The sequence below is a fragment of the Rhizobium sp. AN80A genome (assembly GCF_030053015.1).
GTDB classification, from domain to species: domain Bacteria; phylum Pseudomonadota; class Alphaproteobacteria; order Rhizobiales; family Rhizobiaceae; genus Rhizobium; species Rhizobium metallidurans.
Map to the genome: position 1 here is coordinate 680,361 of NZ_JASJPX010000001.1, position 20,791 is coordinate 701,151.

General features: G+C 61.4%; 18 protein-coding genes and 2 pseudogenes. 13 read left to right on the forward strand and 7 right to left on the reverse strand.

Annotation, left to right across the window (positions count from 1 at the left end; translation table 11 throughout):
* Positions 1–28 precede the first annotated feature (28 nt).
* Positions 29–610 (forward strand): DedA family protein, encoded by a 582-nt coding sequence (locus P3R82_RS03200; RefSeq protein ID WP_283192981.1) that lies wholly within the window; start codon positions 29–31, stop codon positions 608–610.
* Positions 611–613: 3 nt separating this feature from the next.
* Here P3R82_RS03200 and P3R82_RS03205 read toward each other — a convergent pair whose 3' ends face one another.
* On the reverse strand, positions 614–1,657 hold the full coding sequence (locus P3R82_RS03205) for an NAD(P)-dependent alcohol dehydrogenase (protein ID WP_283192982.1): 1,044 nt from the start codon (positions 1,655–1,657) through the stop codon (positions 614–616).
* Between the two features lie 338 nt (positions 1,658–1,995).
* On the opposite strand from P3R82_RS03205, the gene P3R82_RS03210 reads away from it, so the two are divergent.
* From P3R82_RS03210 to P3R82_RS03225, 4 genes and pseudogenes are all read left to right on the forward strand, one after another.
* Positions 1,996–3,021: a sulfate ABC transporter substrate-binding protein gene (locus tag P3R82_RS03210; RefSeq protein ID WP_283192983.1), complete on the forward strand. Its 1,026-nt coding sequence runs from the start codon at positions 1,996–1,998 to the stop codon at positions 3,019–3,021.
* 8 nt (positions 3,022–3,029) lie between these two features.
* Entirely contained in the window at positions 3,030–3,887 is an 858-nt protein-coding gene (cysT, locus tag P3R82_RS03215; RefSeq protein ID WP_183898273.1) for a sulfate ABC transporter permease subunit CysT, read from the forward strand.
* Complete coding sequence (gene cysW / locus P3R82_RS03220; protein ID WP_283192984.1) at positions 3,877–4,749, forward strand: sulfate ABC transporter permease subunit CysW; 873 nt, start codon at positions 3,877–3,879, stop codon at positions 4,747–4,749. The genes cysT and cysW overlap by 11 nt, the downstream gene beginning before the upstream one ends.
* A gap of 9 nt (positions 4,750–4,758) precedes the next feature.
* Positions 4,759–5,798, forward strand: a pseudogene (locus tag P3R82_RS03225) (sulfate/molybdate ABC transporter ATP-binding protein).
* Between the two features lie 55 nt (positions 5,799–5,853).
* Here the strand turns inward: P3R82_RS03225 and P3R82_RS03230 are convergent.
* The 3 genes from P3R82_RS03230 to P3R82_RS03240 all read right to left on the reverse strand — a co-directional run bounded on the left by P3R82_RS03230 (position 5,854) and on the right by P3R82_RS03240 (position 9,393).
* On the reverse strand, positions 5,854–6,903 hold the full coding sequence (locus tag P3R82_RS03230; RefSeq protein WP_283192985.1) for an alpha/beta hydrolase: 1,050 nt from the start codon (positions 6,901–6,903) through the stop codon (positions 5,854–5,856).
* Between the two features lie 111 nt (positions 6,904–7,014).
* Positions 7,015–7,836 (reverse strand): endonuclease/exonuclease/phosphatase family protein, encoded by an 822-nt coding sequence (locus P3R82_RS03235; RefSeq protein ID WP_283192986.1) that lies wholly within the window; start codon positions 7,834–7,836, stop codon positions 7,015–7,017.
* 93 nt (positions 7,837–7,929) lie between these two features.
* The gene (locus P3R82_RS03240; protein ID WP_183898278.1) at positions 7,930–9,393 is read right to left on the reverse strand and encodes a phospholipase D-like domain-containing protein; all 1,464 of its coding nucleotides are present in this window, start codon (positions 9,391–9,393) and stop codon (positions 7,930–7,932) included.
* A gap of 290 nt (positions 9,394–9,683) precedes the next feature.
* On the opposite strand from P3R82_RS03240, the gene P3R82_RS03245 reads away from it, so the two are divergent.
* From P3R82_RS03245 to P3R82_RS03270, 6 genes are all read left to right on the forward strand, one after another.
* Positions 9,684–9,944: a DUF2934 domain-containing protein gene (locus P3R82_RS03245; RefSeq protein ID WP_283192987.1), complete on the forward strand. Its 261-nt coding sequence runs from the start codon at positions 9,684–9,686 to the stop codon at positions 9,942–9,944.
* Between the two features lie 296 nt (positions 9,945–10,240).
* A complete protein-coding gene (locus P3R82_RS03250) occupies positions 10,241–10,414 on the forward strand; it encodes a hypothetical protein (RefSeq protein ID WP_183898280.1) in 174 nt (57 codons plus the stop codon).
* Positions 10,415–10,505: 91 nt separating this feature from the next.
* Positions 10,506–11,237 (forward strand): glutathione S-transferase, encoded by a 732-nt coding sequence (locus P3R82_RS03255; RefSeq protein ID WP_283192988.1) that lies wholly within the window; start codon positions 10,506–10,508, stop codon positions 11,235–11,237.
* A 75-nt stretch (positions 11,238–11,312) separates the two neighbouring features.
* Positions 11,313–12,107, forward strand: coding sequence for an SDR family NAD(P)-dependent oxidoreductase (locus P3R82_RS03260; RefSeq protein WP_283192989.1), 795 nt, complete (start codon positions 11,313–11,315; stop codon positions 12,105–12,107).
* 99 nt (positions 12,108–12,206) lie between these two features.
* Complete coding sequence (gene glgX, locus P3R82_RS03265) at positions 12,207–14,297, forward strand: glycogen debranching protein GlgX (RefSeq protein WP_283192990.1); 2,091 nt, start codon at positions 12,207–12,209, stop codon at positions 14,295–14,297.
* A 449-nt stretch (positions 14,298–14,746) separates the two neighbouring features.
* Positions 14,747–15,577: an MBL fold metallo-hydrolase gene (locus P3R82_RS03270; protein WP_183898284.1), complete on the forward strand. Its 831-nt coding sequence runs from the start codon at positions 14,747–14,749 to the stop codon at positions 15,575–15,577.
* 10 nt (positions 15,578–15,587) lie between these two features.
* On the opposite strand, the gene P3R82_RS03275 is transcribed toward P3R82_RS03270, so the two are convergent.
* A complete protein-coding gene (locus P3R82_RS03275) occupies positions 15,588–16,340 on the reverse strand; it encodes a polysaccharide deacetylase family protein (RefSeq protein ID WP_283192991.1) in 753 nt (250 codons plus the stop codon).
* Positions 16,337–17,425, reverse strand: a complete 1,089-nt coding sequence (locus tag P3R82_RS03280; protein WP_283192992.1) for a glycosyltransferase family 4 protein — start codon at positions 17,423–17,425, stop codon at positions 16,337–16,339. Before P3R82_RS03280 ends, P3R82_RS03275 begins: the two co-directional genes overlap by 4 nt.
* A 192-nt stretch (positions 17,426–17,617) precedes the next feature.
* On the opposite strand from P3R82_RS03280, the pseudogene P3R82_RS03285 reads away from it, so the two are divergent.
* Positions 17,618–19,340 (forward strand): annotated as a pseudogene (locus P3R82_RS03285) (adenylate/guanylate cyclase domain-containing protein).
* The gene (locus P3R82_RS03290) at positions 19,340–20,218 is read left to right on the forward strand and encodes an FkbM family methyltransferase (protein ID WP_283192993.1); all 879 of its coding nucleotides are present in this window, start codon (positions 19,340–19,342) and stop codon (positions 20,216–20,218) included. The pseudogene P3R82_RS03285 and the gene P3R82_RS03290 overlap by 1 nt, the downstream one beginning before the upstream one ends.
* Here P3R82_RS03290 and P3R82_RS03295 read toward each other — a convergent pair whose 3' ends face one another.
* Entirely contained in the window at positions 20,219–20,698 is a 480-nt protein-coding gene (locus tag P3R82_RS03295; RefSeq protein WP_283192994.1) for a class I SAM-dependent methyltransferase, read from the reverse strand.
* Positions 20,699–20,791: the final 93 nt, after the last annotated feature.

Genomic DNA, 20,791 nt, shown 5'->3' on the forward strand with positions numbered 1-20,791 from the left:
GCGGGCCGAAAATGCCGAGGTGTCAATCGTGTCCATAGAGCAGCTGATCGAACACTATGGGATCGTCGCGATCTTCCTTGGCACGGCAATCGAGGGAGAAACCGCGGCCTTTCTCGGCGGTATCATCTCCCATCGCGGGCTGATCTCTTATTTGTCGGCCTCGCTGATGGCCTCGGCGGGTTCATTCGCCGGCGACCAGATCTGGTTCTTCGCCGGCCGCTATGCGGTGCGCTGGCGCGTCGTCCGCAAGTTGACCGAGACGCCGACGCTGACGCAGGTCACGTCCCTTCTCGAGCGTTACCCGACAGGTTTCATCCTCGCGTTCCGCTTTCTCGTCGGCCTGAGAACGATCAGCCCCATCGTGATCGGCACGACGCGCATTTCGACCGGAAAGTTCGTGGTGCTGAACGCGGTCGCGGCTCTCATATGGGGACAGCTGTTCACGGCGCTCGGCTATCTCTTCGGGCAAGGTATCGAACGGATGCTCGGCCGTCTGCCGCTGCAACATCATCTTGTCATGGCGATCGGGGCCGCGGCCATCGTGGCTGGCGCGGCCCTCGTCTTCAGGAGGATCTTCAGAAAGGCGACGCTCAGCGCCGGCCGATCCTAGAGCCTATTCCATCACGATCTGCAGCTTCACGTCGCTCGGCCGCGCTTCGACCGCGCGGTCGAAAGCCTTGATCGAGTCCTCGAAGCCGAAGGTTTCGGAGATCAGAGGTTTCAGATCGACGCGACCGGAACCGAGCAGCGCGATCGACCGCTCGTACTGATGCGCGTAGCGGAACACCGTTTCGATGCGGATTTCCTTCGTCGACGCGGTCGATACGTCGAAGCCAACAGGGTTGACCGGCAGACCAACCGCAACAATGACGCCGCCGGGGCGTGCCAGATCCATGATCGTTTCCCAGGCCTTCGGCGAACCGGAGCATTCGAAGATCACATCGGCTCCCCACCCGTCCGTCAGCCGCGAGATCTCTTCGACGAGGTTCGCTTCACGGATATTGACCGGGATCACGCCCTGATACTGGGCGGCGATATCGAGCTTCGGCTGGGCAAGATCGGCCACGACCGCGCGCGCGCAACCTCCAGCGAGCGCCGCGATGGCGACCATCGTCCCGATCGGACCGGCGCCGAGCACGACGGCGGTATCGCCGGGCGCGATCTTCGCCTTGGTGGCGGCCTGCATGCCGACGGCGAAAGGCTCGACCATCGCGCCTTCGGCGAAGCTCACATTGTCAGGCAGCTTGAACGTATAGTTGGCGGGATGCACGACCTCGGGCGTTAGCACGCCGTGAACGGGCGGCGTGGCCCAGAAGCTGACGGCGGGATCGACGTTGTACATGCCGAGCCGGCTTGCTTTCGAATTCGGATCGGGGATGCCCGGTTCCATGCAGACGCGATCGCCCACTTTCAGATGCGAGACCCCCGCGCCGACCTCGACGACGGTGCCCGCCGCCTCGTGCCCCAGAACCATCGGCTCGTTGACGACGAAAGGCCCGATCTTCCCGTGCGTGTAATAATGCACGTCGGAGCCGCAGACGCCGACCGTGTGAATCTTGATCTTGACCTCGCCCGGCCCGGTTTCCATCGGCAGATCGATTTCGCGGATAGCGAGTTCATGCTGGCGCTCCAGCACCAGTGCGCGGACTTTGGTCATCTAAGCGTTCCTTCCCTTGCCTCCCCGCGCGCGAGTCGAGCGCGGCGTCGGCGGACTATAATCGCCGAACAAGGCGGATTTCAATTCCGTCCCGAGGCTTTTGCTCCCGCCTCGATGAAATGCTCATGAATCCACGCAAGGCACTCGCGAAATTCCCACATTCTGGCGCCGCACGAGTCAGACCGTCGGATGCCGGCAGCCCCGCATCACAGCACATTCATTTCAAAACGGCGGACGAAATGGCACGTCATTCCGAAACCGCCGTATGGAACAGAAACAATCTTCGTTTCATTATACGACCAAGTTGGTAGAGTTTGATCACAACGAAGGAGGTTCCCATGCACGCACAACGGATTACCCGGCTTCTCGCGGTCGCGGTTCTGACAGGCAGTTTCGCCATCGGCGCTGTCGCACCGGCTTTTGCCGACCAGACGCTTCTCAACGTGTCCTACGATCCGACCCGGGAACTCTATAAGGATTTCAACGCCGCCTTCGCACAGAAGTGGCAGAAGGACACCGGCGAGACGGTGGCAATCCAGGCTTCGCATGGTGGCTCCGGCGCACAAGCGCGATCGGTCATCGACGGCCTCGATGCCGATGTCGTGACACTTGCTCTTGAAGGCGACATCGACGCGATCGCCGCAAAGACCGGCAAGATCCCAGCCGACTGGAAGAGCAAGCTCCCCAACAACTCGACGCCCTACACCTCGACCATCGTGTTCCTGGTGCGCAAGGGCAATCCGAAGGGCATCAAGGACTGGGCCGACCTCGTCAAGGACGACGTGCAGGTGATCACGCCGAACCCGAAGACATCGGGCGGCGCGCGCTGGAACTTCCTGGCCGCCTGGGCATGGGCCAAGCAGGCCAACGGCGGCGATGACGCGAAGGCTCAGGCCTATGTGACGAGCCTGCTTCAGCACGTTCCCGTCCTCGACACAGGCGCACGCGGCGCGACCACCACCTTCGTCCAGCGCGGACTGGGTGACGTGCTTCTTGCGTGGGAAAACGAGGCTTATCTGTCGCTCGAGGAACTCGGCCCGGACCAGTTCGAGATCGTCACCCCGAGCTTCTCGATCCGTGCCGACCCGCCGGTCGCGGTGGTTGACGGTAATGTCGACAAGAAGGGTACGCGCAAGGTCGCCGAGGCCTATCTGGACTACCTCTATTCCGACGAGGGCCAGAAGATCGCGGCCAAGCACTATTACCGCCCGATCAAGCCTGAAGCAGCCGATCCTGCCGATATCGCCCGCTTCCCGAAGCTGACGCTCGCGACGATCGACGATTTCGGCGGCTGGAAGGAAGCGCAGCCGAAATTCTTCGGCGATGGCGGCGTGTTTGACCAAATCTACAAGCCGGCACAATAATACATCGCATGAGAGCACATAGCCCCACGCGGTGGCGGTTCAGGCGGCCGAGTGTCATTCCAGGATTTGGAATGGCACTCGGCTTTACCTTGATCTGGCTCACCCTTCTGATCCTGATACCCCTTTCGGGCCTCGCATGGCGTTCGAGCGAACTCGGCTGGGAGAAATTCTGGTCGATCGCCATTGACCCCCGCACGGTGAACGCCCTGCGGATCAGCTTCGGCACCGCGTTCGCGGCCGCTTGCGTCAACGTCCTCTTCGGCATCGTACTTGCCTGGGTTCTCGTGCGTTACCGCTTTCCCGGCAAGCGCATCATCGACGCGATGGTCGACCTGCCCTTCGCGCTGCCAACCGCCGTCGCCGGTATCGCGCTTGCGACGCTCTACGCCCCCAATGGCTGGCTCGGGCAGTTCCTGACGCCACTCGGCATCAAGATCGCCTTCACACCCGTCGGCATCGTGGTCGCTCTGGTCTTCGTCGGCCTGCCCTTTGTGGTGCGTACGGTGCAACCGGTCATGGAGGAGATCGACAAGGAGGTCGAGGAGGCGGCGGCCACGCTTGGCGCGAACCGCCTGCAGACGATCACACGGGTGCTGCTGCCCGGCCTGGCGCCGGCTGTCTTGACGGGCTTCGCCCTGGCCTTCGCCAGAGGCGTCGGCGAATACGGATCTGTCATCTTCATCGCCGGCAACCTGCCGTTCAAATCGGAGATCGCCCCGCTGCTGATCGTCATCAAGCTGGAAGAGTATAATTACGCGGCCGCCACCGGCATCGCCGCCGTCATGCTGGTTCTGTCCTTCGCCATGCTTCTCGTGATCAACCTCATCCAGAGCTGGAGCAGAAGGAGGTATGGCAATGGCGCTTGAGACCAATGCTCCCGCGGCGAAAGTCCGATCCGTAGTCACCGAGCATCGGTGGGCGCGGTGGACGCTCATTGCCATTTCACTGGTGTTCCTGACGCTCATCCTGATCCTGCCGCTGGCGGCCGTGTTCGTCGAGGCGTTGCGAAAGGGGCCGGCGGCATTCTTCACGGCCTTGCAGGACGCGGAAACCTTTTCGGCGATCAGGCTGACGCTGATCGTCGCGGGCATCAGCGTGCCGTTGAACATCGTCTTCGGCGTGGCGGCCGCCTGGGCGATCGCCAAGTTCGAGTTCAAGGGCAAGGCCTTCCTGACAACGCTGATCGACTTGCCCTTCTCGGTCTCGCCGGTCATATCGGGTCTTGTGTTCGTGCTGCTGCTCGGCGCCAACACCTACCTCGGGCAATGGCTGAGCGCCAACAGCATCAAGATCCTCTTCGCGGTTCCAGGACTGATCCTGGCAACCATGTTCGTGACCTTTCCCTTCGTCGCGCGCGAGCTCATCCCGCTCATGCAGGAGCAGGGAACCGGCGACGAGGAGGCGGCGATCTCGCTTGGCGCGAGCGGCTGGCAGACCTTCTGGTACGTGACGTTGCCGAACATCAAGTGGGGACTGCTATACGGCGTACTGCTGTGCAACGCTCGCGCGATGGGCGAGTTCGGCGCGGTCTCGGTCGTTTCAGGTCGCATTCGCGGCCAGACCAACACCATGCCGCTACAGGTGGAAATCCTCTACAACGAGTATAATTTCACCGGTGCTTTCGCCGTGGCCACCTTGCTGGCGCTGCTCGCGCTCGTCACCCTTGTTTTGAAGACCTTGCTGGAAATGCGATACAGCGATGAAATCGCCGCGAGCCGGCGGCACTGAGGAATTAGAATGGAAGTTCGTGTTCAAAACCTACGCAAGGAATTCGATCGGTTTCCGGCTCTGCATGACGTTTCGCTCGATATCCGTTCCGGCGAACTGATCGCGCTGCTCGGTCCGTCCGGCTCCGGCAAGACGACCCTCCTGCGCCTGATCGCCGGGTTGGAGAGCCCCACCGAGGGGCTGATCTACTTCGGTGACGAGGATGCATCACGCAAGAGCGTTCAGGAGCGGAATATCGGCTTCGTGTTCCAGCACTATGCGTTGTTCCGCCACATGACGGTGCTCGACAATGTCGCCTTCGGCCTCAAGGTCCGCCATTCCTCACGCCGCCCCCGCGGGACGAGATACGCCGAAGGGCGCTGGAATTGCTCGATCTCGTGCAGCTTCCCGGCCTTGAAAAGCGCTATCCCGCGCAGCTCTCCGGCGGCCAGCGGCAGCGCGTGGCGCTGGCGCGCGCCATGGCGGTGGAACCGAATGTACTGCTGCTCGACGAACCGTTCGGCGCGCTCGACGCGCAGGTCCGCAAGGATCTGCGCAAGTGGCTCCGCGAGATTCACGATAGGACCGGGCACACGACCGTCTTTGTTACCCACGACCAGGACGAAGCGATGGAGCTTGCCGACCGGGTCGTGGTGATGAGCCAGGGCGCGATCGAGCAGGTCGGCACGCCGGATGATGTCTATGATCACCCGAATTCGCCATTCGTCTTCGGCTTCGTCGGCCAATCGAACTGTCTGAAGGTCAAGATTTCAAACGGCGACATCTGGTTCGACGGGCGCTCGCTCGGCATCCGCGCCGAGGGTGAGGCCGATGGCGAAGCGAGCCTCTATTTCCGTCCGCACGACATCGAAATTCGCGATGGCACCGAGGGCATCGCAGGTGTCGTGACCAGCAGCCGCCGCGTTGCCGGAACGCGCCATGTCGAGATCGACATCGCACACGGCCATCCGCCGATCGAGCTTGAGCTGCCGCCGGTAGCCGCGGGCGGCCTCGAGCACGGCGGCGTCGCATTTCGTCCGACCCGCTGGAAGCTGTTCCGGTCGGCCTGAGGATCGACCCGGCCACGGTGCCGCTTGGCGGCCGGGTGAGTTCCAATTGTCGTTTCTACGGTCGCGGCTTGTCGGCGAAATGCTGGAGCGCGAATTCAGCGGCTCGCTGGTTGGACTTGCGGGCGTCATCGAGCCAGAACGGGAACAGGTGCCATTGGTGCACCATTCCCGGCAGCACCTCGGTCGTCACATCGACACCGGCTTGCCTGGCCCTATCGGCGAGACGCAAGGTGTCGTCGAGCGAGATCTCCCTGGAGCCGACCTGCATCAGGAGCGGCGGAAATCCCTTCATGTCGGCATAAAGCGGCGACACGCGCGGATCCGTCGGCGAACGGTCTCCAAGATAGGCCGTTCGCGCCGCCTCGATCTGTAACGCATTCCCGAACGGATCATTGGCGGCGTTGGTCGTGATCGACGCGCCGGTCGCCGCAAGATCCGTAACCGCGCTGATGGCGATGACTGCCGCTGGCGGCGGCCCGCGCAACTTGATCTGCCGGAGCACCGCCTGGATCGCGAGGTTCCCACCGGCGGCATCGCCGAGCACCACGATGTTGTCGCTCTCGTATCCGGAATCGAGGAGCCACAGATAGGCGGTCAACGTATCGTCGATCTGGGAGGGATAGGGATATTCAGGCGCCAGCCGGTAGTCGATCAGAAGCACATCCGCCGATGCCGCCTTCGCGAACGAAGCCGCCGACGCGCGATGCGTATCCAGGGAGCCGCTGTAGAAGCCGCCGCCATGGACATAGAGGATGGCCCTTTTCCCGAGCGCGTAGTGAACCCGCGCCGGCCATATCAACTCAGCGGCCACGCCGCCGGCATCGACCTGCCTGATCTGCACTTTCGACGGGCCCGGCGTCTCCTGCATCAACTGTTCGAAAGCGGCGCGGCGCTCGGCAAGGGTACCGGCCTTGGAATAATACTCGCCCATCTTGTCCAGCAGCTTCGCGACCTGTGCCTTCGAGGCCTCCGTCTGGACGGGCTCTTCTGCGGCAAGCGAGGGAGCCGCGAGACAGAGCAAGAGCAAGGCGACTGATACGGCCGCACGCAGCGCGGCCGCTATCGACCGGCCGACCGCATCTCCAGAATGGTGTGCGCTTCGCATAGCTGGACTCTCCGCGCCGGCCCCCATGCCGGTCCGCGCGAACCTCGCACGACTGCAAACTCTGTCAAGATGCGCGAGACGCCTATTGTAAACCTGGCGGCTAGATTCTTATCAGGCGGGCTCGGCCGCTCGCCGCAGATTGACGAAGGCCTTGATGGGCAGATGATCGGACGCAACGCGCGACAGTGGCGTATCGTGAGCCTCGACCGTGGTCAGCACGCCCTTGCGATTGGCCATGATGCGATCGAGCGCAAGTACCGGCAAACGCGCTGGAAAGGTCGGCACGGCCAGCGGCTGCGGACCGAAGACCGACTGAAACGAGTGGAGCGACGAGCGATCGCCCAACCGCCATTCATTCAGGTCGCCGAGCAGGATGGTCGGAACGTCGGATTTGTCCGTCATCAATTCGAGCAGCACTTTCGCCTGCTGCGCCCTGGAATGTCTGAGGAGGCCGAAATGCGCGGCGATGATGCGCAGCGCCCCACCCCGCTCGAGGTCGAGTTCGGCGACAAGCGCGCCCCGCGGCTCTAGGCCTGGAAGCTTGATCTGGTGGACGTCTCTGACCAGCCCTTTCTTGAACAGCACCACGTTGCCGTGCCAGCCATGCGCCTTGTTGACGCCGCTGATCGGTACGGGCAGCAGCCCGCTCTCCCGTTCGAGCCGGGGCAGATCGAGAATGCCCGTACGCTCGCCGAAACGCGTATCGGCCTCCTGAAGGGCGATGACGTCGGCACCGATTTCGTGAATGACGCGGCTGGTCCGATCGGGGTCGAACCGCCTGTCGTTGCCAACGCATTTATGCACGTTGTAGGAGGCAATCAGCGTGCCCTCGGGCCGTGACATCGGGCTGTCAGGAGCCAGTTCGATGCGCTTCCTGTGGTTTCTTATGGAAGCAAGAATGCTTGCTGGCAGATTGTTGTTCCTGGCATGCATCGTTGTTTTCCGGTTCTCCGTGAAGCGAATGGTTCCCTTGGTTTCAGTATAGGCGCTCTGTCCGAAGTTGCCATGTTGAAGCGCGAAAAACGGTCACAGATAGGGTGAGCCGAGCCAGAGAACCTTGTTCAGCAGACGGACTGCAAAAGGCTCGGACCGCAACCCCTCCAGCGTGACCGGCGACGCCGAGCGGATGGCCTCGTCGATATGCTCCTCTATTTCGTTGGCGAACCCCTCGTTCAAAACTTCGAGATCGATCTCGAAGTTCAGCCGCAGCGAGCGCGGATCGAGATTGGACGACCCGACATAGGACCAGACGCCATCGATCGACAGCAGTTTCGAATGGCTGAAGGAGCCGCTGGCGCGCCAGATACGACAATAGTTGCTGACGATCTGGTCGAATTGCGCGGTCATCGCCCGATCGACAAGAACGAGATTGTTGGCGGCCGGCACCACGATATCGACCTCCACACCCCGGCGTGCGGCGGTCGCCAGCGCGCTGATCAGTTCCCGATCGGGCAGGAAGTAGGGCGACATGATCTTGATCGATTTACGGGCAACCGAAAACGCACCCATCAGCATCCTGTGGTTTGTCTCCACCCGCCTGTCGGGACCGGAAGCGACCACGCGCATGAAAACGGGATCGCCCGGCTCCCGCTCCGGCGCGGCGATGCGCCACTCGTCTTCTATAAGCGCCTCGCCCGTCGTGAACCGCCAGTCTTCCGCGGCGATGTCGAACAGATCGGCCACGATTGGCCCGGTGACCATGAAATGGGTGTCTCGCGCGAAGTCTTCGCCGGCGATCTCGCGTGTAAAGCCCGCCCGGATATTCATGCCGCCCGTCAGCGCCACCCGGCCATCGACGATCACGATCTTTCTGTGGGTACGAAGATTGGCGTAAGGCAGGCGTAACCCCATGATGACATTGCCGTTGAATACGGAAACGGAAACGCCGCCCTCCTCCAGATAACCCAGAATACTCGGTACCGAGTAGCGGGCGCCGACGGCGTCGATCAGCACGCGAACCAGCACGCCACGCTTTGTCGCCGCGATCAATGCATCGGCGATCCTGAGACCGATCGGATCACGATCAAAGATGTAGGTTTCGAGAAGAACGCTTCGCTCGGCACTGTCGATCGATGCCTTCATCGCGGCGTAGCACTCATCGCCGGTGTCGAGTATGTCGATCGTGTTGCCGGTCGAGATCGGACTACGGGCGACGCGGTCGCCGAGCGTCTGCAGGGCTGCGAAACGTCGCCCGAAACCGCTGATGACGATCTCGGCTTCCGCGTCGAACGTTTCCAACTCATCGAGATCGGCCTGTGGCATCAGCGCGTCGCGGCGCATGCTCAAGGAGGCACGCCTGATGCGGTTGATGCCGGCGATCGCGTAAAGCACGGCGCCAATGATGGGGGACAAGACGATCACGCCGACCCAGCCGATCGCGGCGCGCACCTCCACCTTCGTCATGGTCGCATGGATCGCCGCGGCGGCGCCCATGAGCAACGAAATTACGAACAGGATATGCGGCCAATAGGTCGATATGAGATAAAACATGCAGGCAAGATATAGTCGCAATTCGGCACTGTTCAATCACGCCTTCGGCAGCAACGCCCGGCCCCGTTCGGCGGATAGCGTCCATGGTCCGAAGATAGTATAGTGGCGCTATCTGAAGCTCGATATGTCCGTATTTGGAGCATGAGCGGCACCTAAGCTTAATCATCGTGCTGCAACGCCGCATATATTTTTGCAGTGTGTCAGAAATGACTTGAAACAATGCGATTCGTCTGGAACTCTTCAATTAGTATCGCGTTTGAACGATGGCATCCCTGCAGTGGAGATCGGCGATGACGGAAACTCAAAGAGAGTGGGTTCAGAAGCGCGCGTATGCGCTCTGGGAAGAGGAAGGTCGCCCCACCGGGCGTGATCATGCGCATTGGGAACAGGCGATGAAAGAGCGCGCCGCGCTCGAGGGATCGGCTGCGTCTTCCGACGGCAAGGAAGTAAAGACAAGAACGAAGCGCGCGGCTCCCGAGATCAAGGTGAGCGGCGCGGCGAAGGCGACGAAGGCCGCGCCTAAGAAATCGCCGGCTCGAAAGTCGGCATGATCTCCGCAAATTATTGATTTAAAAGGGCGCTCCCAAGGCGCCCTGTTTTCATTTCAGTCATATCTCTGCATTAATTCAGTCGTATTGAATGAATGCCGGAAAGTCTTCAGTCGCAGCGCAATTTCAGCTTTGCTTAAAAGTGTGGCGGTGACTGTTCTGGATGGAACAAAAGTGACGTTTGACGGTTGTCCTGCAAAACTGGGAGAATGGTCATGAACCGCAGCTACTTCGACGCAATTCTCGTTTCCCTCATCGTAGCAGGTTGCTACATGTTCATCGCTCCCGTGTGAGAGACAATGCCGACCCTGGTCCTAGCTGCAACGGCTTATCTGGCGCTCGCCATGTTGCTTGTCGTCGTCGTCGACAATCTCGTGGCCTTCTTCTTCCGAGAAAAATCGGCTGCAATTTCGGTGCGCCGGTCGGCGCTTGAACGTATCGTGGCTGTTTCACGCCGTTATGGCCGCAAGTAGAAAGCTGGCGGCGATGCCAATCGCCGATATATTTCAACAGGCGGCGCCTGAACGACGATAGAACGCCCAGGCGCCTTTCACGGAGGCGCGGATGGCGTATCAACTCTACTACTGGAACGGCATTCAGGGACGGGGCGAGTTCGTGCGTCTCGCGCTCGAAGAGGCAGGCGCCGACTACGTCGATGTCGCGCGACACGACCAGCCCGGGCTGGGCACCGATGCCATGCTGGAAATCCTGGATAAAGGGTTGAATTCAACCATCCCATTTGCCCCGCCGTTTCTGCAAGACGGCGACCTCATGGTCTCGCACGTCGCCAACATTCTCTTCTACCTCGGCCCGAAGCTCGGCCTCGCTCCTTCCGATGAAGGCCCGCGCCACGTCGCGAACGGGCTTCAGCTGACGATTACCGATTTCGTCTGCGAAGTGCACGACACCCACCATCCGATATCGACGGGACTTTACTACGAAGATCAGAAGGCAGAAGCGAAGGCGCGCTCCACGGCGTTCATCGATGACCGCATCCCGAAATATCTCGGCTATTTCGAGCGCATGCTGAAGCAGAACCCGAGCGGTGCTGAGCATATCGTTGGCTCGGACCTTTCCTATGTCGATCTGTCGCTGTTCCAGGTGATCGAGGGGCTTTGCTATGCATTTCCCAATGCGATGAAGGGATATCAGCACCGCTACCATGCCCTGGCTGGCTTGCATGCGGCAGTGCGCGAGCGGCCCCGGATCGCCGCCTATCTCGCCTCCCCTCGCCGCCTTGCCTTCAATGAAGACGGCATTTTCCGTCACTATCCGGAGCTTGACGCGGCCAGCTGATCTCCAATCTAATCCGGCGGGCACATCTTGGCCGGACGAACGCCGGCCTTTCGACAGAACTGGGAGATCGTTTTCATGGCACATCTTGCGCAATCGCTTGCGGCAATCAAAATTCCCGACCTGGCCGGCAAGGCCGTTCTTATCACCGGCGCCTCGACAGGAATCGGCGCGGCGCTCGCCAGGGCGCTTGCCGCCCAGGAAATGAAAGTCGGCATTCATTACAACTCCAGCCGCGAACAGGCCGAAGCGCTGGCCGACGAGATCAAGAAAGCAGGCGGCCACGTCCATCTCGTGCATGGCGACGTGTCGAAAGAGGGCGAGACCGAGCGTGTGGTCGAAGAGACCGCCAAGACGTTCGGCCATCTCGATGGCTTGATCAACAATGCCGGCGGAATGCTCGGCCGCAAGCCGACCTCGGAATACACCGACGAGCATTACCAGAAGGTGATGGACCTGAACGCCCGCTCGGTGCTCGCCGCGACCCGCGCGGCGCACCCGTGGCTCAAGAAGCAGGGCGGCTTCATCATCAACACGACATCGATCGCGGCCCGAAACGGTGGCGGTGGCGGCGCCATTCTCTACGCCGCCGCCAAGGGGTTCGTGTCGACCATCACCCGTGGCCATGCGAAGGAATTCGTTCCCGACCGCATTCGCGTCAACGCGGTAGCTCCGGGCGTGATCGCCACGCCGTTTCATGAGCGCTACACCAATGACGAGCAGATGGAGATGCAGCGCAAATCGATACCGATGGGTTTCGTCGGCACATCGGAGGATTGCGTCGGCGCCTACCTGTTTCTCGCATCGCCAACACTTTCCGGCTACATCACCGGCCAGATCATCGAGGTCAACGGCGGACAGCTGATGCCGTGATTGCGGTGGCGCAAATCGATACGCCCTCGCCTTGATCCAAGGAACCTTTGCAGCGCAACAACGTTCCCTGCAGGCCAACAATCAAGCCGGGGGCGTTCCATGAGCTTTTCGTTTTCAGAACTCGACTTTCTCAAGCCCGAACTCGGTGCCGAGTACACCGGCCAGGGAACGCATTTCGCGGTATTTTCCGCCCATGCCGAACAGATGGAGCTCTGCCTCTTCTCGCCCGACGGCAAGGAGGAGGTTGCGCGCATGGCGCTGCCAAAGCGCGAGGGCGACATCTGGTCGGGCTATATCGCCGGCGTCGGCCCGGGGACCGTCTATGGCTACCGCGCCCACGGCCCTTACGACCCCAAGGCTGGTCATCGGTTCAACCCGAACAAGCTGCTGCTCGACCCCTATGCCAAGCAGGTACTTGGCGAACTCAAGTGGGACGACGCGCTTTACGGATACACGATCGGCGCGAAGGATGACGATCTCTCCTTCGACGACCGCGACAGCGCCCCTTACATGGTCAAGGGGATCGTGCAGGACCCGGATTTCGACTGGGACGGCGATCAAGCAATCCGCCGCACCTGGACGGACACGATCATCTACGAGGCGCATGTGCGCGGGATGACGATGACGCATCCCGACGTACCGGATGAACTGCGCGGCACGTTTCTCGGCATGTGCAGCGAGCCGATCATCGATCACCTGACGAAGCTTGGCATTTCGGCGGTCGAGCTGCTGCCGATCCAGCATTTTCCCAACGACCGCTATCTTCTCGAGAAAGGCCTCACCAATTATTGGGGCTACCAGACACTGGGCTTCTTCGCGCCGCAGCCACGATATCTGTCCGGAAGCAAGATCACCGAGTTCAAGACCATGGTGAAGGCGTTCCACGCCGCCGGTATCGAGGTCATCATGGACGTGGTCTATAACCACACCGCCGAGGGCAGCGAGCGCGGGCCGACACTCTCCTTCCGCGGCCTCGACAATGCCAGCTACTATATCCTCTCGCCCGACGATCCGCGCCACACCTATGACACAACGGGCACCGGCAATACGCTGAACGTCGCGCACCCCATGGTCATGCGCATGGTGCTCGACAGCCTGCGCTACTGGGTCGGCGTTATGCACGTCGATGGGTTCCGCTTCGACCTCGCCAGCACGCTGGGACGCCAGGATCTCGACTTCGATCGCCAGGGCATCTTCTTCGGCGCGATCCGCCAGGACCCGATCCTGTCAGGCGTGAAGCTGATCGCAGAGCCTTGGGATGTCGGCGAAGGTGGTTACCAGGTCGGCGGCTTTCCGCATCCATTCCGGGAGTGGAACGACAAATTCCGCGACGACACCAGGCGCTTCTGGAAGGGCGATGGCGGCATGGCGCCGGATATCGCCTCGCGCCTCACCGGCTCGCAGCTGCAGTTCAACCACTCCGACCGCGCGGCGACATCATCGGTCAATCTCCTGTCCGCCCATGACGGCTTCACGCTGATGGACACGGTCTCGTTCAACGACAAGCACAACGAGGCGAACGGCGAAGACAATCGCGACGGCCATTCGGACAATCACTCGGACAATATGGGAGCCGAGGGCGCAACCGACGACGCTGGCATCCGCGATGCGCGCTCGCGGCGCCGACGCAACATGATGGCGACGCTGCTTCTCAGCCAGGGCGTACCGATGATCGTCGCCGGCGACGAGGTCGGCAACAGCCAGGGCGGCAACAACAACGCCTATTGCCAGGACAACGAGATCGGCTGGGTCGACTGGTCGGGCCTGGACGACCCCTTCCTCACCTTCTGCCAGAAGATGATCGCGTTGCGAAAGGATCATCCCGAACTTCGCCAGGAGCGCTTTCTGACCGGCGCCATCGGCGAGGATGAGCGAACCGAAATCGCCTGGTATCGGCCCGATGGCGAGCAGATGGGGGAAGAGGATTGGAGCGATCCGGAACTTCGCCTGCTCAGTGTCTACATGTCCTACAGCGCCAATACGCCCGACGTCGAAAAGGCGGCCGGTCTGTTCCTGGTGTTCAACGCCGGCGGCGACTGCGAGATCCGTTTTCCTGCGGTGAACGGGATCAACGAGTGGAGCCGTGTGCTTGCGACCGGGGCCGATGACCCGTTCGCTGAACTGGATGTCAGGGAACCGCTGACAATCGACCGCGAAAGTGTGGCTGTGTTTGTGCCGAAAGGCGCCTAAGCCTCCGCGCGGGTAGCGAAACCATTTGATCATGGCCTAGTCAGTGTTTTTCCTGGCGAAGCCTGCGAAAGCGAAAGCAGCGGCAGATGAAATCAGGCAAGGCTGGGAGGCCTTGGCCTGATTTCTGCGCGCGCATTGTCAGCCGAATCCTTCGACTTAAGTCGGGCCTTGCGCCATTTGAATTCCCGTATTCGAATTCCCATATATTTTTCAGGAAAATCAGGATTCGGCACCGTGAGCTGGCAGATCGCGCACCGTAATTTACCGAAATCGAACCATAAGCTGTTGCTTTCTGCGACAAAACCCGGTTGCTTAAGAATTTCCACCGGTTTGGTTGATAGTGTGGATACGGTACGTAAGACAAGACGGCTTGTGGAATGCCACGCTTGGCATCAGGTTCCAATGAGGATCACGTTAGCGCGGTGGGGTCGGACCATTTTGAAAAAGCGATGAGTAAAGATCTCTTTCAAGTAAAGTTCTGGGGCGTTCGCGGCAGTATCCCGGTCTCCGGACCTGAGTTCGATCGTTATGGTGGCAACACCTCTTGCATCGAGATTCGCTGTGGCGAACACCGCATGATCTTCGACGCGGGCTCTGGCGCCCGCGAAGCTGGGCTTTGCATGCTCAACGATCAGGTCCGCGACGTCGATCTGTTCTTCACCCACTGTCACTATGACCACATCATCGGCCTGCCGTTCTTCAAGGCCATCTACTATCCGGCGATCGATCTGCGCATCTGGTCCGGTCATCTCGACGGCAAGATGACGACGCGCGAGATGATCGAGCAATTCATCAGCCCCCCATGGTTCCCTGTGAAGACCGACATCTGCCAGGCGACGATGAGCTTCCGCGACTTTCACGCCGGACAGGTCCTGGAGCCTCATCCGGGCGTCAGGATCAAGACCTTCATGCTCAATCACCCCGGTGGGGCGATCGGTTATCGAATCGAGTATCAGGGCCGCTCCATCGCGCTGATCTACGACATAGAGCATACGCCCGGTCACCATGATCCGGTCGCGCTGGAAATGATGCGGGACGTCGATCTCGCCGTCTACGATTGCACCTACAACGAAGACGAAATGCAGCGCTTCAAGGGCTTTGGCCACTCGACGTGGGAGCATGGCATCGAACTGGCGAAGATGGCGGGCACCAAGCAATTCGCGCTCTTCCACCACGCTCCCTCGCGCACCGACGCGCAGCTGGAAGCCATGGAAAAGCAGGCCCAGGCCGCCTTCCCGGCCTCGTTCGCGGCCCGCGACAACCAGGTTCTCGAACTCTAGACTAGACTAGCTAGCTCTCGACCAGTGACGTTGCCGATGCCCATCTGACCGCCGGATGGGCGCTCGTCTCGGTCAGAAGGTTGGAGAGAAACGCCCAGGCGGTCTCGTCATGCACCAGATGGTGCGTGAGAATGCCGATCGGCTCCGCGTCATCATCGAAGCGAGTGCGCAGTTCCGCTACCACATCGGCAACCAGCTCAGCATGCGGCCTGCCGCCACGGACGCCGTGCCAGTTCATGATATCGACATGCGTGTTGAGCAGCTTGATCGGGCTATCCGCCTTGGCAGCCCCGTAGACGGACAGTACCTTAAGACCAAGCGTCGGCAATTCCGCAATAAGCGCGCCGTTGATCCGGTTCCAGGGCGGCACCAGCATCGGCATGAACCGCTGCCCGAACAGCCGCTGCAGAATGGCAAAACCGTCGCGCAGTTCACCAAGCACGATATCCGGCGCGCGATGCGCGCCAAGTTCCTGCTTCTTCTGGTCAGGTCCCGCGTGGTTGGTGTGCGACCATCCATGCAGGGCCACCAGCACGTGCCGCTCGTCAGCCAGCCGCGTTGCCAGCGCCTCGCCCGTGGACGCCGGAATGACGGCGAGCGTCAAGGGCAGGCCGGCGTTGGCGGCTAGCTCCAACAGCTTCTCCAGCGCTGGCGTCGGCTCGATCGCGTCGTCGTCGCGAAGCCAGAAACGGGCGACCTTGCCAGCGGCCTGCCACCGGTCAAGCTCGGTCAGCAATGGCGTCCAGATATCATGAGCCGTCATCGTTGTTTTCCCGTGTATCTGCATAAAATGTCGTCGAGCACCTTGGCCGCGATATCAAGCGACCTTTCGCTCAAGACGAAGCGGCGCGCGGCGCGCGCCATCGCCGTGCGTCTGGAGGGATCGTCGAGCAATGCGTCGATCGCCGAAGCGTAGGCGGCAACATCCCCTTCCGCTGTCAGCAATCCGGTCAAGCCAGCCTGGACGACTTCGGGAACCCCGGCCGTATTCTGCGCGACGACCGGCAGGCCCGCGGCTTGTGCCTCGAGATAGGCAAGCCCATAAGCCTCGCCGCAGCCCGGCCATGCGTAGACGCCCGCTTTGCCGAGCTCTTGAGCGATGCTATCCGCGCCACGCTCTCCAAGCCAATCGATCCTTCCAGGCTCGAATGTCGAAAAGAGACGCTCAACCTCACCGCGCATCGGACCATCACCCACGACGGCGAGCGTCCACGGCTTGTGCCTTATCGCGGCAAGCGCCTCGGCAAGCATCGTGTAGCTTTGCATCTTGTCGCCGGCGCGCATCATCGCAACGGTGATCAGCCGCGTCGGCTCCGGCACCGGCTGCAGCTCCTCAAATGCCGTGGTGTCGATGAAGGGGGCAAGTGCCGCGATGCGCGCTTCAGGGATCGCCTGCTCCAGGCCCAATCGATCGCGCCGCGTGAAGGCGATATTGACCGCGGCATCCCTGACCATCGCGCCGACCCGCGCCTGGTGCGGCGCCCAGTCGGTCTGATCGCGCTTGGGAGAGTAGGAAGCTTCCGCGGTGACGAGAGGAACCCCGAATTCCGCTGATAGCGCCGGCCCGAAAGGGTCCACCGATTTGTAATAGGGGTGATAACAGAACCATAAATCAGCCTTGCCCGCGCTCGACCACTTGGCCCGCAGTCGCTGCAGCTCGCAGGCCATCTCGCCTTCGAGGCCGACCGCCGCTGCCGGTGTCGACGCAAAACTGCGGAATTCGGACGCGATTTCCACCGTGTGCCCACCCATCTGCAGGGCGTGGATCAGCAGCCGCGCCATCAGCCGATCCCCCGATGGCACCGGATGGTTGGGCGACTTCAGCGGCGCGTAGAATGCTATGCGCATGAGGTCATCCATATTGAGACGCAGTGTTCAAAACCGGCCCCTGTGCCCGCCGGGCGAAAGTTTGCTATGGTCTTCATCCTTACGGCTTGCTGACGAACATGTGACGTGCACGGACGGTCGAAAGGCGGCAATAAAACCTCAATTGCCCTATCACTAGTGCAAATGTGATTTGGGTTTCAAGAACGGGATTGAATGGCGAGCGTCGCGGCAGGCAGCAGCATTTTTTCGGAACGCTCGATCAGGCGCGCACGGCTGGGCTCCGGCCTTGTCATGTTCGCCTTTGTGCTCCTGCATTTCTCCAATCATGCGCTCGGCCTCATTTCCGTTACCGCGGCGGAAGAAGGCAGGCGGCTTTTCACCGCACTGTGGCGAAATCCGGTCGGTACCTTGCTTCTGTACGGCGCGATTTTGACCCATATCGCACTCGTCATGCGATCGATCTACGTCCGGCGCAGCCTTGTCATGCCGAAGGGCGAGCTTGCGCAGATCGTTCTTGGCCTGGCAATTCCCATTTTGTTGATCGACCATGTCGTCGGCACGCGTGTCGTCAGCGCGCTTTACGGATACCGCGACAATTACGAAACGGTCGTGCGCACGCTGTGGATCACCGCGCCCGGCAACGGGTTGCGCCAGGTCGTAGCACTCGTTGTCGTGTGGTTCCACGCCTGCATCGGCCTGCATTACTGGCTACGTTATCGCACCTGGTACAGCAATATACAGGCGTCTCTGCTGGTCGTGGCCATCCTCTTGCCTGTGCTCGCCATCCTCGGCTTCATCGAAATGGGCCGCACCATTGCCGAGCCAGCCTATGAGGGAATTGCCAATGTCGGCAGATACGAAGCAGAATCTCAATTCGCGCTACATGAAGGATCCGCAGGCGGTCGCGCAGGTCACGATGATCCGCACCGGCCTTTACGGGTCGTTCGCGGGCGCTCTGTTTCTCGTCTTCGCGGCAAGGACGCATCGCCGCTGGAAGGAGCGCGCCGACCAGATCACCGTGCACTATCAAGGCGGGGAACTGGTGCGTGTTCCGCGCGGCTCCACGGTTCTCGAAGCGAGCCGGCTTGGGGGTATCCCGCACTATTCCGTCTGCGGTGGCAAGGGTCAGTGCTCTACCTGTCGGGTGCAGGTGCTGAGCAATCTCGACGCCCTCCCCGCACCCGACCGGATGGAACAATCGACGCTGAAGCGGATCAATGCCGCGCCCGACGTCCGGCTTGCCTGCCAGTTGCGCCCGACCCACGACGTGACGGTCGTGCCGCTGCTTCTTCGCGCGGCCGAAGCGGCCCTCCCCATCAACACGCAGGAAACGGCGCCCGGTCGAGAACGCGAGATCGCCGTCCTCTTCTGCGACATTCGCGACTTCACCGCCCTCACCGAGGACCGCCTGCCCTTCGATATCGTCTTCCTGCTCAACCGCTATTTCGCGCTGGTCGGCAATGCTGTCGAAAAGGCAGGTGGCCGGGTGGACAAATTCATCGGCGACGGCGCCATGGCGCTCTTCGGCATCGGCACTTCGCCCGAGGAAGCCTGCCGGCAAGCACTGACGGCCGCGGCGTCGATCGCGCGCGACATCGAGAAGCTGAGCGAGGAACTGTCGGACGAACTGTCGATGCCGCTGCGCATCGCCATCGGCATTCATACAGGCCCGGCGGTGGTGGGAACGCTCGGCTTTGGCCGCGCCCGCAGCACGACGGCGATCGGCGACATGGTGAACGTCGCCAGTCGCCTGGAGGCGGCCGCGAAGGAATTCGAGGTCGCGCTTGTCGTCTCCGAACCGGTGGCCGCGCTCGCCGGCGCCGACATGGGCGGCATAGAAAGTCGTGAAATCAGCGTCAGGGGCCGCGCGCTGCCCTTGAAAGTCTATGTCATTCCGCGAGACAAGGCGATCGAACTGCTCGAAGGACAGACCTGATGCCCGGCCAATCGCGGCTGACCGCCAAATACTGGACAAAACGCTGGCGCAAGGCGCGCAACGCGATCGCGCGCAGGCTGCTTGACACGCGCACCGGCCGCCGGATTCTGATCGAAAGCATCGGGCCGCGCGTCGTCTCCATGACGGTCGATGCCGGCGACCACCTGATGACCTTTTCTCCCGCCGACTACATCGGTCGCAAGGTGTTCCGCAAAGGTCATTTCGAGCGCGATCACGTCGACCGGTTGCTGACGATCCTGCGCCAACGCGGCCTGTTGCGAGGCGACACGCATCTGCTCGAGATCGGCGGCAATATCGGCACGCAGACGGTGTATTTCGCGCTCAGCGGCGCCTATCGGCACATCGTCACCATCGAGCCCGATCCACGCAACTTTCCGCTGCTGCAGCTCAACCTGCGGCAAAATCGGCTCGACGACAAAGTGACCGCGGTGAATTGCGCCGCCGGCGACATGTCGGGCGAGATCGACTTCTTCATGAATGCCAATAATCACGGCAAGAGCAGCGCGATCCGACAAAGCCCGAGCGACACGAAGATCAGCGTCCCGGTTCGGCCGGTAACGGAGATATTGGCCGACCTTTCGATCGACCCCGCCGCGATCGGCCTGGTCTGGATGGATATCGAAGGATACGAGCCGGTCGCCTGCCGGTCCATGGTTCCGCTCCTGTCGCGCCGTGTGCCGCTCTACATGGAGTTCACGCCAAGCTTCTACGGCTCCACGCAGACAGGCGAGTTCATCGCCACCCTTGCCGGTTTCTACGATCGCTGCCTTGTCTTCTTCGAAGATGGAGAGAAGGAAATGGCCGTGAAGGATCTGCCCGGCGACATCGAGCAATACGACGTGCTGTTCCTGCCCTGATCAGCGCCGACGGTAAAGGTAGTAGCGGCCTTCCTTGATACCTGGTGGAAGCGGCAGCGGCTCGAGCTCGGGCCGTTCAATGGGCAGACCACTGACAGCGATGCCGCCCGTTGCCAGAACGCCGACCATCAGTTGCGGTAGCCACGTCAGCGTCACCGCATCGATCTCGTCATGCCCCGTGCCGATATCGGCATGCGCGAGAGCAGCACCGATACCGACGAACGCCTGGCCAGATTCGCGGATCTCGCCGGTCACCATGTTCTCGGCAGGCGGCGTCGAGGAGGAATAGGAGCGCACATCGCGGTCGAAGGCGATGATGCGGCGATCGGCAAAATGCTCGCGCAGATGATCGTAGGTTCGGCCGTTCCCAAGCCCGAATTCCAGCACCGGGCCCTCGATTGTCCGAACCAGATCGACGATGGAGTTCAGAATATCACGCTGGGCCGTCAAACGGCGAATGAAGCTGTCGAGGCGGCTCATCTGCGACTGTGTCCGTTCGTAAGTCTTGAAAGCGGATGTCGGGACATCGCGTTCGTGGGAAGGAAGGATGCAAGCCCGCGTTGCAGGCATGTG